General features: G+C 70.0%; 14 protein-coding genes and 3 pseudogenes. 12 read left to right on the top strand and 5 right to left on the bottom strand.

Translation table 11 applies throughout. The features are described 5' to 3' along the window. Window positions 1-167 precede the first annotated feature (167 nt). From fxlA to fxlM, 4 genes are all read left to right on the top strand, one after another. The gene (gene fxlA / locus ACF08M_RS11030) at window positions 168-341 is read left to right on the top strand and encodes an FxLD family lanthipeptide (RefSeq protein WP_392184929.1); all 174 of its coding nucleotides are present in this window, start codon (window positions 168-170) and stop codon (window positions 339-341) included. Window positions 342-414: 73 nt separating this feature from the next. Next, window positions 415-3,426 carry a lantibiotic dehydratase gene (locus tag ACF08M_RS11025; protein ID WP_392184928.1) on the top strand — a complete coding sequence of 1,004 codons (3,012 nt, stop codon included), beginning with the start codon at window positions 415-417 and terminating at the stop codon, window positions 3,424-3,426. Beyond that, window positions 3,423-4,574: a lanthionine synthetase C family protein gene (locus ACF08M_RS11020; RefSeq protein ID WP_392184927.1), complete on the top strand. Its 1,152-nt coding sequence runs from the start codon at window positions 3,423-3,425 to the stop codon at window positions 4,572-4,574. The genes ACF08M_RS11025 and ACF08M_RS11020 overlap by 4 nt, the downstream gene beginning before the upstream one ends. Window positions 4,575-4,588: 14 nt before the next feature. Continuing rightward, window positions 4,589-5,791 carry a methyltransferase, FxLD system gene (gene fxlM, locus ACF08M_RS11015; protein WP_392184926.1) on the top strand — a complete coding sequence of 401 codons (1,203 nt, stop codon included), beginning with the start codon at window positions 4,589-4,591 and terminating at the stop codon, window positions 5,789-5,791. 94 nt (window positions 5,792-5,885) lie between these two features. Here fxlM and ACF08M_RS11010 read toward each other — a convergent pair whose 3' ends face one another. After that, the gene (locus ACF08M_RS11010; RefSeq protein ID WP_392184925.1) at window positions 5,886-6,026 is read right to left on the bottom strand and encodes a DUF397 domain-containing protein; all 141 of its coding nucleotides are present in this window, start codon (window positions 6,024-6,026) and stop codon (window positions 5,886-5,888) included. Here ACF08M_RS11010 and ACF08M_RS11005 point away from each other — a divergent pair. Then, window positions 5,963-6,241 (top strand): type I restriction enzyme endonuclease domain-containing protein, encoded by a 279-nt coding sequence (locus tag ACF08M_RS11005; RefSeq protein WP_392184924.1) that lies wholly within the window; start codon window positions 5,963-5,965, stop codon window positions 6,239-6,241. The two genes, ACF08M_RS11010 and ACF08M_RS11005, sit on opposite strands and share 64 nt — an antisense overlap. A gap of 64 nt (window positions 6,242-6,305) precedes the next feature. Here the strand turns inward: ACF08M_RS11005 and ACF08M_RS11000 are convergent, their stop codons facing one another. Continuing rightward, window positions 6,306-6,527, bottom strand: coding sequence for a hypothetical protein (locus ACF08M_RS11000; protein ID WP_392184923.1), 222 nt, complete (start codon window positions 6,525-6,527; stop codon window positions 6,306-6,308). Window positions 6,528-6,564: 37 nt separating this feature from the next. On the opposite strand from ACF08M_RS11000, the pseudogene ACF08M_RS10995 reads away from it, so the two are divergent. From ACF08M_RS10995 to ACF08M_RS10965, 7 genes and pseudogenes are all read left to right on the top strand, one after another. Continuing rightward, a pseudogene (locus tag ACF08M_RS10995) lies at window positions 6,565-6,699 on the top strand (SUKH-4 family immunity protein); the annotation flags it as partial. Between the two features lie 119 nt (window positions 6,700-6,818). Continuing rightward, window positions 6,819-7,282, top strand: a pseudogene (locus ACF08M_RS10990) (cellulose-binding protein); the annotation flags it as partial. 293 nt (window positions 7,283-7,575) lie between these two features. Further along, a complete protein-coding gene (locus ACF08M_RS10985) occupies window positions 7,576-9,024 on the top strand; it encodes a serine/threonine-protein kinase (RefSeq protein ID WP_392184922.1) in 1,449 nt (482 codons plus the stop codon). Beyond that, entirely contained in the window at window positions 8,988-9,350 is a 363-nt protein-coding gene (locus tag ACF08M_RS10980; protein ID WP_392185062.1) for an RICIN domain-containing protein, read from the top strand. Before ACF08M_RS10985 ends, ACF08M_RS10980 begins: the two co-directional genes overlap by 37 nt. A gap of 502 nt (window positions 9,351-9,852) precedes the next feature. After that, window positions 9,853-10,833 (top strand): annotated as a pseudogene (locus tag ACF08M_RS10975) (MarR family transcriptional regulator). Window positions 10,834-11,219: 386 nt separating this feature from the next. Then, window positions 11,220-12,056, top strand: a complete 837-nt coding sequence (locus ACF08M_RS10970; RefSeq protein WP_392184921.1) for a helix-turn-helix domain-containing protein — start codon at window positions 11,220-11,222, stop codon at window positions 12,054-12,056. Then, on the top strand, window positions 12,053-12,262 hold the full coding sequence (locus ACF08M_RS10965) for a DUF397 domain-containing protein (RefSeq protein WP_383719203.1): 210 nt from the start codon (window positions 12,053-12,055) through the stop codon (window positions 12,260-12,262). The genes ACF08M_RS10970 and ACF08M_RS10965 overlap by 4 nt, the downstream gene beginning before the upstream one ends. 150 nt (window positions 12,263-12,412) lie before the next feature. Here ACF08M_RS10965 and ACF08M_RS10960 read toward each other — a convergent pair whose 3' ends face one another. From ACF08M_RS10960 to ACF08M_RS10950, 3 genes are all read right to left on the bottom strand, one after another. Next, complete coding sequence (locus ACF08M_RS10960; RefSeq protein ID WP_392184920.1) at window positions 12,413-14,029, bottom strand: cation acetate symporter; 1,617 nt, start codon at window positions 14,027-14,029, stop codon at window positions 12,413-12,415. Next, the gene (locus ACF08M_RS10955) at window positions 14,026-14,490 is read right to left on the bottom strand and encodes a DUF485 domain-containing protein (protein ID WP_392184919.1); all 465 of its coding nucleotides are present in this window, start codon (window positions 14,488-14,490) and stop codon (window positions 14,026-14,028) included. Before ACF08M_RS10955 ends, ACF08M_RS10960 begins: the two co-directional genes overlap by 4 nt. Before the next feature lie 358 nt (window positions 14,491-14,848). Then, the gene (locus ACF08M_RS10950) at window positions 14,849-16,474 is read right to left on the bottom strand and encodes an MFS transporter (protein WP_392184918.1); all 1,626 of its coding nucleotides are present in this window, start codon (window positions 16,472-16,474) and stop codon (window positions 14,849-14,851) included. Window positions 16,475-16,499 lie beyond the last annotated feature (25 nt).

The following is a 16,499-nucleotide window of genomic DNA, read 5'->3' as shown; positions in this document are numbered from 1 at the left end:
GCCCTCGACCACCAGCGTCTGCTGTCTCGCAGCGAATCGGTCCCGGAGTAAGAGCGACCGCGGTGTCCGCGCATTCAGCTGCACCACTACGGCAGCCGAATGCGGGGGTCCCGCGCCCCTCCGCCCGCGCAACGCACGGACGGTTCCCAACACCTGGAGGTACTGGCATGGCCACCCCGACGACCGAGACGAAGCCGCGCAGCGGCGCCAGCACTCAGCCGCTCATCGGTGAGGAGTGGGAACTCGACATCGCCATCACCGACGCGCCGCGGCCGATCGTCAGCGACTGCGGCACCGGCGACGGATGCGCGTCGACCTGCGCTTCCTCCTGCGCGAGCTGACATCAAGTCGAACGCCGTGCGGGCGGAGGATTCACCCCCGGCCCGCACGGTCCCGGCAGAACGGGGAACAACGATGACGCGGAACCGACTTCTTCAGCGCGGTGACGTGCTCCTCCTGCGGGCCGCTGCGCTCCCTCTCCACGCTCAGCGAACCCGTTGGCCATCAATAGACGAGCCGGAGGAATGCCGACGGTGGCTGACAGACGTCTGGGCCGAGCCCACGTTCGCTGCTGCGGTGCGCGCTGCTTCTCCCCTGCTTGCAGAGGCCGTCGACCAGATCCTCGATGAAGACGGCATGCCACCCAAGAAGGTACGCAAGGCAGTGGTCTCGGTAGCCCGCTACCTGTTGCGGGCGACTGGGCGGCCGACGCCTTTCGGTCTCTTCGCAGGTGTGGCCACTGCTCGGTGTGGCCCTGCGCTCGCCCAGATCGGAGCCGATCACCGCCCAGTCGCACGACCGGACACCCTCTGGCTCGACCACGTTCGCCGCGACCTCCAGAGCCGTCCGGATGTTCTGCCCCACCTGACCGTTCAGTTCAACGACCTCGCGGTGCGGCACGGCGACGTTCTGGACGTTCCCCTGTCCGGTGGCCGCACGGCGAGCGTTCGCTTCACCAGACCCCTCGCCGTCGCCCTTGAGGCAGCGACCGCGCCTGTGCTCTGCCGGGAGATCACCGACCGGCTCGTGACGATGGGCGGCACAGCGGAGCAGGCTTCGCGTCTCGTCGCAGAGGCGTTGAAGGCGAACATCCTCATCAGCGGCCTGTCGGCGCCCATGACCGAACACGATCCGCTCGGGCACATCCTTCGCGCACTGACGCCATTGACCGCCCAGCTCGATGCAGATACCGCAGACCGTCTGCGTGAACTCGGCGGCGTGCACCAGTTGCTGGCCGAGCACGACACGACAGGGGACGTCACCGTCGCGCAAGGCCTGCGGCACTCGGCCGAGAAGCGGATGAGCGCCGTGAGCAACGAAGGTCGAGCACGTCTGAGCCTGGACCTGCGTCTCGACGCCTCCGTGCGGATTCCCGACCTCGTCCTGGACGAGGCGGAGTACGCCGCCGACGCGTTGCTTCGCCTGACCCGAAACCAGGGCGAACAACCTCTGTGGGCGGAGTACCACGGCGTGTTCTGGGAGCGGTATGGAGCGGGAAGCCTGGTGCCTGTCCGGGAGGCCGCGGATCTGGCCGCCGGCGCGGGCCTTCCCGCCGACTTCCCGGCGTCGCTGTGGACGGAGCCGCCCGTCACGGCTCTGCCGCGCGACAAGCTGCTGATGGCCAAGGCGTGGCAGGCCGCCGTCACGGGCGCCGAGGAGGTCCGCCTCACCGAAGCGGACCTCGACCGGCTGAGCGCCGATGCGGCCGCCCGGGACCCTGCGGTCAATCCCCACGTCGAGATGGGGGTGAGGGTGTATGCCGCAGACTGGCAGGCCGTCGATCGAGGCGATTTCACCGTCGCTGTCCGCCCAGCCTGGAGTACCGGCAACCTCACGGGCCGGTTCGCCGCCACCCTGGAGAACAGCGGACTGCGCGAGATGTACAAGAAGCTGCCGACCCTGGTCGGCGGGGCTCTGCTCGCACAGCTCTCCTTCGCCCCCGTCCATCCGCATGCCGAGAACGTCGCTCGGACCCCGGCACTCCTTCCGTACGTCATCCCTGTCGGCGAGCACCGGGCCCCGGCCGGCAACGTGATCCCGCTCGATGACCTCGCAGTGCTGTCCACCAGCAGGCGGCTGCATCTGGTCAGCCTCTCCCGGCGACGCGTGGTGGAACCGGTGGTGCTGCACCCGCTTGCGCTGGAGAAGCAGGCCCCGCCGATCGCGAGGTTCCTGGCCCTCCTGGGGCGCGGCTTCGCCACCGCGTGGACGCGCTTTGACTGGGGGCCGCTCGCCGCCGGGGTCCCGTACCTGCCGCGGATCCGCTACCGCAAGGCCATCCTGTTCCCGGCCCGCTGGCGCCTCGTGGCCTCCGATCTGCCGTCCGGGTCGTTCCAGACTTCGTGGCAGGAGGCTCTTACCGAGTGGACGCGGACCTGGAAGTGCCCACAGGTGATGGAACTGCGCGACGACGACCGCACCCTGCGCCTGGACCTGAGCGAACCGCTGCACGCACGGATTCTTCACAGCCACCTCCAACGCCACGGGGAGGCCGACCTGACCGAGGCGCCGAGCGAACACGACCTCGGCTGGATCGGGCACGCGCACGAGATCGTGCTGCCTCTGATCTCTACCCGACCGTCGCTGCCCCACCCCGACGTGGAGACCGCGCCGGTGTTCACCAACCGGATGCTGCCCAACCCCGGCGACAACCAACAGCGCTGGGTTCAGGCCAAGTTGTTCACGCATCCCAGCGTCATGGACCAGATCATCTCCCGCCGGATGCCACACCTTCTTGATGAACTGGGCTTCCCGGGCTACTGGTTCGTCCGCTACCGCACGCCCCAGGAGGAAGACCACCTTCGCGTGCGGATCGCTGCCTTCGGCCCGCACCGGCACTCGCAGGTACTGCACGCCATCGCACGATGGGCGGCGCAGATGCAGGCTGATGCCCTCGTCTCACGGCTCGTCTTCGACGGCTACCGGCCCGAGGTCGGCCGCTACGGCAGCGGTGCGGTCCTGGCAGCCGCCGAGGACGTCTTCGTGGCCGACAGTGACACCGCCCGGTACGTGCTGGCTGACCTCACCGGCCTGGACCGGAAGGCAGTGTGCGCTTTCGGCATGATCGACGTCGCCTGTGGCCTTCTCGGTGACGACGAAGGTACGCGCTGGATGTCCACCACACCCGCTCACGGTACGGGCGCACCCGACGTGACGCGACAGGTCCTCCACCACATCCGTGCGGGTGGGCTTCAGGAGCAGGCGGGCTGGACTTCCCGGTTGGACGCCGCGCATCAGCGGCGGCGTGAGGCTCTGGTCCGCTATGCGGCTCACCTCCGTGACGGCCAGCTCGAAGTGGTGCTGGAGTCGCTGCTGCACATGCACCACAACCGGCTGATGGGTCCCGACCGGGAGGCGGAGGCTGCCTGCCGTCACGCTGCCCGCCAGGCGTGCCGTTCGGTCAGGGAACGGCGGGTGGGCGAGTGAATGATCTCGTGCACGACCTGGGGCGCGGTGTCGCCGGAACCGTCGTCTACCAAAGTGTCCTGGCACAGGACAGCGGCGCGTGGACGGCGGCGCACACCGCCGCGCGGACGTTGGCAGGGCAAGCGGCAACCGTTGATCCGCCGAGTGCGAGCCTGTACCGCGGGGCGCCCGCCGTTGCGTATGCCCTGCACACGGCTGGCCACCGTGCCTACCGTTCCGCCCTGGCCGAACTGGACCGCAAGATCGGTCCGCTCGTCGCCTCGCGACTGTCGGCGGCACGCCGCCGCATGGACTCAGGCCATCCACCGCGCATGCGGGAGTACGACCTGATCAGGGGCCTGACCGGACTCGGCGCGTATCTGCTGTCTCGTGGAACAGGCCCTGACCTGCTCGACGGCGTTCTGCGCTACCTGGTACAGCTCCTCCAGCAACCCGTCACCGTCGAAGGGAACAGCCTGCCCGGCTGGTGGACGCTCGACAGCCCAAGCGGTGAACCGGACGCCAGATGGCCTCTGGGGCACGGGAACTTCGGCGTGGCCCACGGCGTGGCCGGCCCCGTCGCGCTCCTCGCCCTGTGCTCCAGAGCCGGACGCACCGTACCTGGACAGCACGAGGCCCTGATAGCGGCGTGCCGCCTGCTGGAAGAGTGGCTACGGCCCCTTCCAGACGGTGGTGATGCCTGGCCGGAGACCATCACGGCCGACGGCTGGCGGGGCGGCCCGCCCTCCCGCGCACACCTGGGCAGACCCTCGTGGTGCTACGGCACACCCGGTATCGCCAGGAGCCTGCAACTTGCCGCGCTCGCCTGCGGCCGTACGGACACGCAGCACTGCGCCGAGGAGGCACTGCTGGCCTGCATTTCCCATGCCTGCCAACTCGACCGCCTACAGGACGCGACGGTCTGCCACGGCTGGGCTGGGGTGTGCCTCACGGCGGACAGAGCCGCTGCGGACGCAGCCTCCGGCAGTGCGCTTCCCGACCGCCTCTCAGCCCTGTGCTCCGCCTTCACCACCCATGTTGCAGAGCATCCTCTGCCCCGAGACGCCGGACTCCTCACCGGATCAGACGGCATCCTGCTCACCATCCACACCCTCAACCCCAACCATCGCGTTGCATCAGGGTGGGAGACCTGCCTCCTCCTCAATTGAAAGAGATCTCTTCCGTGAACAACGCCCCCGCACTTGACGACCTCCGCAACCAGCTCGTCGCTGAGATCAAGTCCAAGGTGTCGCTGACCGAACCCGTCGAGCAGGCTCTGCGCACCGTCCACCGTGAAGTTCACCTCCCGGGAGCCAGTCTTGCCGATGCGTACAGCGACCAAGCCGTCAGCATCAAGGACAACCCCAACGGTCCCCTTCCCCTCTCTCTGGCCTCCGTGCCGTCGACCGTCGCGATGATGCTGGTCCAGCTCGACGTGCAGCCCGGCGACCGCATCCTGGAGATCGGCGCGGGAACCGGATACAACGCCGCGCTCCTGTCCGAACTCGTCGGCCCCGACGGCGAAGTCACCACCATCGATATCGACCCGGGCGTCACGCTGCACGCCCGCAACGCCCTGAACGAGGCGGGCTACGAACAGGTGAGGGTGATGGAACGGGACGGGCTGAAGGGAGCTCCCGAGCACGGCCCGTACACGAAGATGATCGGCACGGTCGGGTTCTGGGACGTACCCGGCACTCTGCACGACCAGCTGGTCGAAGGCGGCCGTTTCGTGGTGCCCCTGCGGTGGCGAGGTCAGACCCGCTCCGTCATCCTCACCCGCCGCGGGGACAGCCTCGTTTCCGAGGGCATGGAGCTGTGCGGGTTCGTGCCCATCATCGGCCAGGACGGCGAGCGGACCACCACGTTGCCCGGCGACAAGATCCGCCTCCACCACGACCAGGACCTGCGGTTCGACGCCGAGCGCCTGAACGATGCATTCGCCACGCCCGTCACGGAGATTTGGTCCGACACCCGGATCGGACGGGAGGAGTCATTCGACGGGGTCTGGCTCCGCGCCACGGTCTTCGAAGATGCCGTCTGCCGGATCGAGGTCACCGAGCAGGCGCTTAAGGGCGGTGTGCGGCGTCCGGCGAAGCCCTTCCGCAGTGTCGCGCTCGTCGGCGGGGATTCTCTCGCCTACCTGATTCTCTCGATCGATGAAGAGGCCGACCCTGCGCGTCAGGTCCATCTCGGGGCCGCCGGTTATGGGCCGGATGGTGCCGCCCTGGCAAAGAAGCTGGCCGCCCACATCACGGCCTGGGGAGCCGACCGGGGTGCGGTGCCGCGCCTGACCGTCCACCCGGTGGAGGCCGCCGACCAGGACCTTCCCGAGGGGCATGTCATTGTCAAGGAGGATAGTCGCATCGTCCTCTCCTACGCGTAGCAGCACACCCCGTGCCGGCCGCAGAGGGAGCCGAACGCCGCCCAGGCATCGCCCCCGGGTGCGGCGCTGTCTCGAACGGTCTGGGGCGCGTCGGTCACCGGCCGGGGTGGAAGCGGCGGTCCTTCTTCAACTCGTCTATGAACGAGGTCCAGGAATTCGCGGGGAGGGTGAGTGCCGGGCCGTCGGCCGTCTTGCTGTCACGGACGGGGACGGTTCCGGGGAATCCGTCCGCCACCTCGACGCAGTCGCCTCCCTCCTGATTGCTGTAGCTGCCTCTCCGTCGACTGGCTCTCCCGCGAGCCCGTCCGCGCCAAGCTCCGCGCCCGCATCCGCCGGGTCCTGGCGAAGTTCGACTACCCGCCGGAGGAGGAGCGCGAGGCCGTAGATCTGGTGCTCAAGCAGATGGAGACCGTGGCCGCGTTGTGGGCCCCTGGGGCGAAGCAGCAGTGAGGCGCGAGGGCGGGCTGCCACCCGGCAGCCCGCCCTCACACTCGGTGCCACGGGAGCCGAGCCGTCACGGCCAGGTGTTCTCGATGCAGTCGTGCCTGATCGCATAGGCGGCCGGACCGCCCTTCTCGACCGCCCGGTAGACAGCGGAGCGATGGGTATCGAGGCGCTGCACCATCTCGATACTCCTCAGCTGCTGGTCGTCGAGATAGAAGAGCACAGCCGACCGGTCGTCCAGGACGGGCCGGATTTCCCGGTCGCGTGTCTTGATGCGGCCGTCCTTGGTCAAAGGGACCCACGAACGGTCGAGGCCGTGGGTGATCCACCTCAACCCGGAGCAGGCGGGCCGTTGGACGGTCGACTTCCAGGCCCAGCCGGTGGCGCTGGACGCGGCGGCGCTGGCGTCGCCGGAGAGCTGGTGGTCCGTACTCCTTGAGCAGATGTGGGACGGGCTGATCTGACCCGGCAGGCCCCGCGGACGGTGCCCGGCTCCCTGAGAAGGGGGCCGGGCACCGTGCCGTGTGGGGTCTGTGATGCCCGTCGCTTCCGTCCGGAAAGCCGCTGATCGGCCCGGGGCACCGCCGAGACGACCGTTGCCGAGGCCCGCGAGGAGGCCGCGGAGGTGCGGGAGCGGGCGGAGTCCGCGATGGCCGAGACGCGTCGGCGCACCGCGAGCGTCCTCGCGCACCAGGAGCAGGAGCACACCGAGCGGTGGAAGACGGCCGAGCGTGAGGTGGCGGAGGCGGAGGCCGCGCAGGCGGCGCGCCACGACGAGCTGACCGAGCAGGCGGAGGCCGTCTGGCCGAGGCGCGGCGGGCGCTGGCGGAGACCGAGGAGGCCGCACGGCACGGCCAGGAGGACGCCGAGGCGCGGGCCGCGGAGCTGATCGCGGAGGCCAGAGTCCGTGAGGAGCGGGTGGTCCGGGAGACGGAGCGGATCGTGCGGGAGCACGAGGAGGTCCGCGAGGAGATGCAGGCGCACATGGCGCACGTACGAAATTCGCTCGCGGCGCTCACCGGGCGGGTGACACCGGCGGACGACTGATCCGGCCGTCTTCCGTCCCGGCACCGGCGGAGGACTGATCCGGCCGTCTTCCGTCCCGGCCGCATACATGGCCGACGAACTGTCGTGCGCCCGTTCGGCCCTGGGCTAACCTGGCGCCATGCGCGGGGGAGCTGAAGAAGAGTAACCTTTACTGGGCAGTGGGGCCAGGCCGACGGAGCCGGACGACCCCCGGCGGATCGGCGCCTTCAGACTGCTCGGCATTCTCGGCACCGGCGGGATGGGGCGGGTCTATCTCGGCGGGGCGGTACGCGGCGGTCAAGCAGGTGCTGCCGGTGCTGGCCGCGGACAAGGACTTCCTGTCCCACTTCGGGCACGAGCTCGACAACCTCGCCAAGCTGCCGGCTGGGGTCAGCGCCCGGCTGCTGGCCAGTGACCGTACGGCGCAGCCGCCGTGGTTCGCCACGGAGTACATCCCCGGCATCACCCTGAGCGACGCGCTGCGGCTGAACGAGGGCCCGCTGCCCGTGGACAGTCTGTGGCGGCTGCTGCGCGACGGGGCGAGCGGTCTGCGTGCGGTGCACGCGGCCGGGATGGTGCACCGGGACCTGAAGCCCTCCAACGTCATGCTGACGCTCGACGGTGTGACCCTGATCGACTTCGGGGTGGCCCGTGCGGCCGACCAGGGCCGGGTGACCCGGACCGGGATGGTCATCGGGACACCTGCCTACATGGCCCCCGAGCAGGCCATGGCCGAGCGCGATCTGACCGGTGCGGCGGATGTGTTCGCGCTGGCCGGTCTGCTGCTGTTCGCGGCGAACTGCCGTCCGCCGTTCGGTGACGGGTCGGGGCCGGGCCTGTTCTACCGCATCGTGCACACCGAACCCGACCTCGGCCGGCTGCCGGACCTCGATCCGGCGCTGGCCGCCGTGGTCGAGTCCTGTCTCGCCAAGGACGCCGCGGACCGCCCGACGGCCGCCGAGCTCTTCGAGATCGCCGACGAACGGGTGCCCGCCGCGGTCTTTGAGCCGTGGCCGCCGGTCGTCACGAACCGGATCACCGAGCGGGCGGCGTTCGCGGCGAACCCGCCGCCTCCGGAGGAGCCCGAACCGGAACCGGAGCAGGAGCCCGTCCCCGCCGTGGTGCCCGCCCTGCCGGACGTCGTGACGACCGGCGCCGTCCCCGAGAAGCCGCGCAGGCTCCGTCCTCGGGTGCTGGTCATCGCGATTCCCGTCGTGGTGGCTGTGGGTACGACGCTGACCCTGGCGCTCGGGCCGTTCCAGATCGGCCGTTCCGGTGCGGACTCCGATGCCGCGGCGCCCTCGTTCACGGTCGGGCCGTCCGGGTCGGCGGCGGGCGGTGGTTCCTCGGATCCCGCGAAGTCGCCTTCCCGCTCGCCGAGTTCCAAGCCCGGATCGGGCTCCGCCTCGCCGGGCAAGTCCAAGGGTGGGAAGGACGGGAAGGGCGGATCCGACGGGGGCGGGGGTTCCGGTTCCGGTGGTTCGGACGGCGCGGGTGGCGGGGGCGGTGCCGGGGGTGACGGTGGGTCGGCCCCTCGGGCGGCGGCTCCGGTTCCGGCTCCGGCTCCGGCTCAGGTTCTGGCTCCGGCTCAGGTTCTGGCTCAGGTTCCGGATCCGGCGGTTCCCAGTCCTCGGGCGGCTCCGGTTCGAGCTCGGGCTCGGGCGGAGGGCAGGTCCCGGCGCCCTCGGGGCAGTACTACCTCAAGAACGCGTCCAACAGGCGGTGCCTGGGCGAGTCCGCCTCCACGTACGGCGGCTCCATGATCACGAACTCGGTGTGCGGCGAGCCGGCGCACAACGGGGCCACGCTCTACTACAAGTGGACGTACAAACCCACCTCCGGCGGCAGGTTCAAGCTCGTCGGCCAGGGCACCGGCAACTGCCTCAGGCTGAACGCCGCCGCAGGGGTGTCGGCCGAGACCTGCAGCTCCTCCGAGTCCCAGGTCTGGCGGATCGGGACCAAGACATCGAGCGGTCACACCCTGGTGAACGTCGCCGGGGGCGTCTGCCTCCAGATGTTCAGCAGCGTCGGCTTCCAGGCGGTGGCGTGCAACCCCTCGGAGCCGGCGCAGCTGTGGCGCAACTCCTGACCGGTGTGGAGGGGCTCACCCCCTGCGCACCGCGGTGACCGCGCCGAACCGATACGACTACGCGGGCCTCTCCGCAGCCGCACGGAACCGCCCGAGGAGTTCCTGGGCGGGCGCGCGGTCCGCGTCGAAACTGTGGAGCCCCTCCTGCCCGTCCGGGACCTCCAGATCTGAGCTTCGAGCTTCGAGCTTCGGGTGGGGCTTGTGCACTCTTTCGGGTTAGGGGGCGGAGGTCCGGGTCCGGGTCTTGAGCTTCGGGCTTCGGGGGCCGGGAGCCGGACGTCGGGATTCGAGCGGTGTCTTACAACCGGTAGGGAAAAGAAGGGGGTTGGGAAAACCTCCCCGCCCTCCCGGACCCGTCACGGCCAGCAAGTATGACTAGTTGTGACCGACTTGCGGCGCGGAGTGGCGACTGCTTACGGTGCCAATACAACGACCCCGACGCGGTGTATCCAGCACCGGCCGGGGTCTGACCCCAAGATCGAAACCCAAAGAAAGCGATCCCGTGGCTGTTTCAGACCTTAGCTCTGCCCCGCGCGCGTCTGCATCCTCGCGCGCCCATCCGAAGGCCAGGCCCGGCTACGGAAAGCGTTCCGTCCCGGCTCAACACCCGCCCCGCTAGGGCGATTTCGCGCTGCTGCCCGAGCGTGAGCGGCACATCGCCGGTTATGTCGACGCGCTGCCCGACGGTGCGGCGATGGACATCAAGTCGCTGGCCCGGAGCCAGCCGCTGTACGGGCAGATGGCCGTCGGCAGCGCCTTACGGGCCCTGGGCGTGGCCGGTCATCTGCGGCATGTCCGGTGCCTGAGCGGCGAGAACGGCGGCCAGGTCCGCTGGGTCACCCGCACCTTCTGGTCCCGCACCGCCCGCGACAACGAGTGGTGGAACAACTTCCTGACCGCCGAGGAGCGCCATCCCGAACCGCAGGAGGCCGCAGAGGTCGCTGCGGCCATCGCGCCCCCGCCGTGGGTTCCCACCCGACCCGCCGCCCTCGCCACGCCCGAAGCACCCGCATCCGTGCCCGTACCGGCACAGCCGCCCGTCAGGACAGTGCCGCAGCAACGCACCGCAGAGCCGGTGCTGGTGCCGGTGCCGGTGCCGCAGGCGACCGGGGGCCGTCCTTCTCCCGCCTTCCTCGCCCTGGCCCGGCTCGGCCGTACCGATGCCCGCCTGTCCCTCTCGGCGGCGGACTGCGCGGCACTGGAACAGATGGCCGCCGAGTGGTTCGCGCGTGGCGTGGACGCCGACTGCCTGACGCACGCGCTCACCGCCGGGCTCCCCGCGTCCGTCGACGCTCCCTTCGGTTTCGTCCGCCGCCGCCTCCGCGACAAGCTCCCGCCCCGCCTGCCCGCCGTATCCCCGGCCGCACCTGGAGCGCCCGTACGCCGCCTGATGGTCGAGTGCACGGAGTGCGGCGCGCCGGGCAGGACCGAAGCGTTCCGTGACGGCCTCTGCCGCCCCTGCCGCGAGCCCGACCCGGCCTGAGCAGTTGCTGCGGCACCTCCCATCGCACCGCCGAGGTGGGCGCATTCGTCCGGGCATCACCCGCGTGCACGTCGATCACGAGCTGTGCCCGGCAGGTTGGGCGCCGCGTTCACAGCCCGCCCCGACTGCTCCTGAGGTTCCGCAACGCGTTCTCGACGCCCAGCCGCTCGGTGGGCGTGAGCGCGCGAACCCACTCCGGCTCGGCCTCCCTCGTGAGTGTTCCGGGGGATGGGACGTGAGAGGGCTCATGGCGATCCACAGCAACGTTCTCTTCGGACACATCAACTCCGCTCCGTAGCGATCCCACTACCATGGGGATTAAGGGTGGCCTGGAGTCGGAACCCGATCAACGTGGCGGGCCTGGACGAAAGATTGGTGACAACCCTTTGAACCGCAAGGAGTTGAACCCGGACAGTTCCCCGGAAGCGGCCTTCGGCGCACGCCTGCGCAGCTTGCGCGAGGAACGCGGCTGGAAGCAGGAGGACCTGTCCGATCGCATGGGGTACTCCAGCACCCATATCTCGGCGGTCGAAACCAGCCGGAAAGTTCCAACCTTGCGTTTCTCGCGCAGTGCGGACCGCGCCTTCGGCACTGGCGACACAGCCGACACGTTCGAGCGCCAATGGCGCGAGATCCGGCATGGCTCGCTGCTGGAGGGCTTCCCGGAGTACGTGGGGCAGGAGAGCCGTGCCGTGGAGATCCGGCTGTACGAAGTGGGTGTCATGCCCGGCCTGCTCCAGACGCCCGAGTGCGCGACCGTGCTCGCGGAGAGCGCAGTCAAGCGCGGAGCGATCACCAACGACCAGGCGAAGGAGCGGATCTCGCTCGTCGCCGAGCGGCAGGCCGCACTCGCCCGCACGCATCCGCCGTTGTTCCTGGTCGTGCTGGACGAAAGCTGCCTCCGCCGACCCGTGGGCGGCCACGCCGTCATGGACGCACAGCTGGCGCGGCTGATCGAGTTCGCCGAGCTGCCGAACACCGTGCTCCAGGTCGCTCCGTTCGACATGGCGGAGCTCCGTCCCTTCGACCTGCCGCTGTACATACTGACGCTGCCGGACCGCCAGCTCATGTCCTATGCCGAGTCCTCCCACCTGGGTACTCTCAACCGGGAAAGCGCTTCGGTTGTCCCCCTGTTGACGGCTTACCATCAGCTGCAGGCCGGGGCTCTGTCCCAAGCGGCCTCCGTGGCCATGATCGACCAGTTACGAAAGGGTTCTCCGTGACGACCGAATCCCCCCGCTGGTTCAAGTCCTCCTACAGCAACAATGGCGGCGCCTGCGTAGAGGTCGCCGCCAATCTCGTCGGCTCGCTCGGCGTCGTCCCCGTCCGTGACTCGAAGAGCCCGAGCGGCCCCGTGCTGAATACCTCCCCCACCGCATTCGCCACGTTCGTGGCAGGCGTCAAGGGCGGAGAGTTCGGCGCGGCTTGACCACACCCCGCTGCGGCGACGACAGCCCCGCACAACTGAAGGCAGCCCCGTACAACGACGACAGCCCCGCGCACCCTCGATTCCCGAGTGTGCGGGGCTGTCGTCGTGCTGCCTGCCGACACGGTGCCGTGGAGCGTGCGAGGGCCGGGCTCAACGGCGTGCCGGCTGCACGCCCGCCAGGATCCGGGGCTCCTCGCTCTGGTAGAGCCGTCGTGCCTCGGGTGCCGTGTGACGGGGGAGGACCGTGCCCAGCCAGCCCGCCAGGAATCCGGCCGGGATGGAGACGAGCCCGGTCGTGGTGAACGGGAACCAGTTGAAGTCGTGGCCCGGGAAGACCGAGGTGGGCGAGCCCGAGACCAGATTGGTGCCGGTGATCAGCACCAGGACGGAGAGGGTGCCGACTGTCAGGGTGCAGAGCAGTCCGGTACGGGTGAAGCGTCGCCAGAACATGCTGTAGACGAGCGCCGGGGCCAGGGCGGACGCGCCGACGCAGAACGCGAGCGTCGCCAGTGCCTGTACGTTCCAGTGCCGGGCGACGACGGCGAGCGTGGTGGCGAGCAGCCCGACGACGACCGCCGAGGCCTGTGCCGTACGCATTTCGGACAGACCCGGCAGCGGCTTCCTGTCGTGGTCGCGCACCCCGCGCAGGCCGTGGGCGAAGAGATCGTGCGCGAGGGAGTTCGCGCAGGCCAGGATCATTCCGGCGACCGAGGCGAGCAGGGTCAGGAAGATCGCCGTCGTCATCGTCGTGACCACCAGCGCGCCCAGTTGGCCGCCGCCCGCGACCTCGCCGCTGACCTGCAGGATCGCACTGTTCCCGGATGCCCCGGCGGCGGTGATGCGGTCATGGCCGACGAGCGCCCCCGCACCGAAGCCGATCACGACGACGAGGAGGCAGATCGTGGCGACCACCGCGACCGCCCAGGACATCGAGCGGCGGACGGCCTGGGTGGAGCGACTGCTCGTCATGCGCATGGCCACGTGCGGCAGGCAGGCGGCACCGAGTACCACGGTCAGTTCGGAGCTGACCATGTCGAGTCCGCTGCCCTCGAACTGGAGCCCCGAGCGCAGATACTCGGCCCCCGCGCCGCTGCTGTACCGGGCGGCCGAGAGCAGGGTGTTGGTGTTCCAGTCGAAGCGGTTCATGATCAGTACGGAGATGGTGAACGAGGCGACCAGGAGGACCAGGATCTTCACGATCTGGATCAGCGACGTGCCCTTCATGCCGCCGATCGCCGCGTAACCGATCATCAGGATGCCGAGTCCGATGATGGCGCCGGTACGGAATCCCGAACTGTCGAAGCCCAGGATGAAGGAGAGCAGGTCGCCGCTGCTGGCGAGCTGGACGACCATCATCGGAACGAGTGCGGCGAGGGTCGTCGCGCAGGCGGTGATGCGGACCGCGCGGCCGGGGGCGCGGCGCACGAGCAGGTCGCCCACGGTGAACCCGCCCGCGTTGCGCAGGGGTTCGGCCAGCAGGAACATCAGCAGCACGAGCGAGAGGGTGATGCTCAGGGCGAGGATCATCCCGTCGTAGCCGGTGAGGGCGATGATGCCGGTGGTGCCGAGTACCGTGGCGGCGGAGAGATAGTCGCCCGCGAGGGCGAGGCCGTTGTGCAGGGGTGAGAGCGTGCGGGAGCCGGTGTAGAACTCGGCGAGGTCGTCACGGCTCGGACCGGTCATCACGCAGAGGAGCAGGGCGACGGTGGCCACGGCGAGAAAGGCCACCAGGGACATCGACTGCGCGGAGTTGTCGAATCCGTTCACCGGGCCGCTCCCGCTCTTCGGATCCGGGCGGCGAGCGGGTCGACCGTGCGGCGGGCGGTCCGTTCGTACAGGACGACGGCGAACAGCGTCACCGGGAGCTGGCAGAGCCCCAGCGCCAGGCCGAGGGTGAGACCGCCGAACAGGGTGCGGTCCATCAGGTCCTTGGCGAATCCGGAGAGCAGCAGGAAGACGACGAAATAGCCGAGTGCGGTGAGCGTCGTGATGCGCCGCAGGAGCCGGTACGCGGTGCGCAGCCGGCGCAGATCGCCGTGGCGGGCGGGGGCGGCGACGGGTGTGGCGGGCGAGTCCGTCCGTTCCGGGAGCGGGGAGAGGGACGAACTCTGCCAGGGCAGCAGGTATTCGGGGTGCTGCGGAGGAGGGGGCTGATGCTGCCGGGACGGCTTCGGCGGCCGTTCGGGCCAGGAGGAGTACGGGGACGAGGGCGGGCTTCCGTACGACATCGGGGTGCTGCTCCTTGCATGGCTCGGGTCCTGGGCTGGACGGCAAGGCAGGAGTGCGGTGGTGCGGTTGGAAGCGCGAACATTACTCGTCGGTATGGGGAGTTGGGGAGACATTGGCTGGAACTCCTCATGGCAATGGCTCAGTTGCATGAGGTATCGGCCGGCAGAAGCCCGGCAGAAGCCCGGTGGAAGTCCGGCGGAAGTCCGGCGGAAAGGTAGTCGACGGCACCCGTTCACCCGTGGGGCCGGTGGGGCACCCGCTGTCCGCCGTCCGCTCCGGGCCGGCCCCGGGGCGCGGTGCGGGCGTCCGTGGTCCACGGCCCCGGGGCGCGGTGCGGGAAGGGCGGGCGTCCGTGGTCTACCGTGCCGGGGCGTCGTCGCCGGGCTCCTCGGGGAGGACCGGGAAGCGGCGCGGGGCCACGAAGACCAGCACCAGGAGGGCGAGCGCGGCAGCCCCGGCGGCGCCCAGGTAGACGTGGTCGACGGCGGCGTCGACGGCCCGCCGCAGATAGTCCGTCGCCGCGTCCGAAAGCCCGCCCGGGTCGTCCAGGGCGTGCGATATCGCGTCCAGGTCGTGCGGCAGCCCGGGTACCGGGGCGGCGGCCAGCCGGGACGCCAGGATTCCGTTGGCGACGGCGCCGAAGAGCGCGGCTCCGACGCTCTGGCCGACCTGGCGGCAGAAGAGCACGGAGGCGGTCGTCGTACCGCGCTCGGCCCAGCCGACCGTCGACTGGACCCCGACGATCAGCGGCAGCTGGAACAGCCCGAGCGCCGCGCCCAGCAGCAGCATGATCAGGGCGGGCTGCCAGGGCTCGCCCGGATACGGCAGCAACGGGAAGGCGAGCAGTATCAGCAGGGCACAGCTCATACCGGTGATCGCGGTGCGGCGGAAGCCGATGCGGTTGTAGACGCGGTTGGCGAACGCCGCCGACACCGGCCAGCTCAGGGTCATCACGGACAGGACGAATCCGGCGGCGATCGGGCCGAGACCCAGCACCGACTGGGCGTACGTCGGCAGGAAGACCGTGGGGGCGACCATCAGCAGCCCCATCGCCCCCAGCGCCAGATTGACCGATGCGATGGTCCGCCGCCGCCAGACCCAGCCGGGAATGATCGGCTCGGCGGCGCGCCGTTCGACGACGACGGTCAGCGCGCCGAGCACGACGCTGCCGGCCAGCAGCCCGAGGGACGGGGCGGAGAACCAGGGCCAGGCGACCCCGCCCTGGACGAGCGCGGTCAGCAGCAGGGTGCCGGTGGCGAATACGGCGAGGGCGCCCGCCCAGTCGACGCGGGGGCGGGGCGCGCCGGCCGGCCGGCGGCTGCGGGACGGCTCGTGGAGGTGGCGTACGACGAGCCAGAGCGCGAGCGCCCCGATCGGCAGATTGATCAGGAAGATCCAGCGCCAGTCCGCGTACACCGCGAAGAGCCCGCCGATCACCGGACCGGCGACCGCCGACGTGGCCCATACGGTCGACAGCCTGGCCTGGATCTTCGGGCGCTCCTTGAGCGGATAGAGGTCGGCGGCGATCGTCTGCACGGTTCCCTGGAGCGCGCCGCCGCCCAGGCCCTGGACGACCCGGAAGGCGATCAGCGCGGCCATGTTCCAGGCGGCGGCGCAGAGCACCGAACCGAACAGGAAGAGGGCTATGCCGACGATCAGGACCGGCTTGCGGCCGAAGGTGTCGGAGAGCTTTCCGTACACCGGCAGCGAGACCGTCACGGCCAGCAGATAGCCGGAGAACAGCCACGAGAAGACGGAGAAGCCGCCGAGATCGCCGACGATCTGCGGAACGGCGGTGGAGACGATGGTGCCGTCGATGGCCGCCAGGGCCATCCCGAGCATCAGGGCAGCGACCACCGGGCCGCGCCCGCGTGGTGTCGAGGGGGAGGGGGAGGCCGGGCCCGCCCCGGAGCCGGACACCGCTTCGGTACTGCCGCCCGTATTGCCGCCCGCGCCGCCCACCAAAATTCCTTCCCCCTGCATGTATTTCTCGGGACACTGTCTCACC

This window comes from Streptomyces sp. NPDC015032 (assembly GCF_043080425.1).
GTDB lineage: Bacteria > Actinomycetota > Actinomycetes > Streptomycetales > Streptomycetaceae > Streptomyces.
The sequence above is the reverse complement of the archived record's forward strand: the minus strand, read 5'-3'. Positions and strand labels throughout refer to the sequence as shown.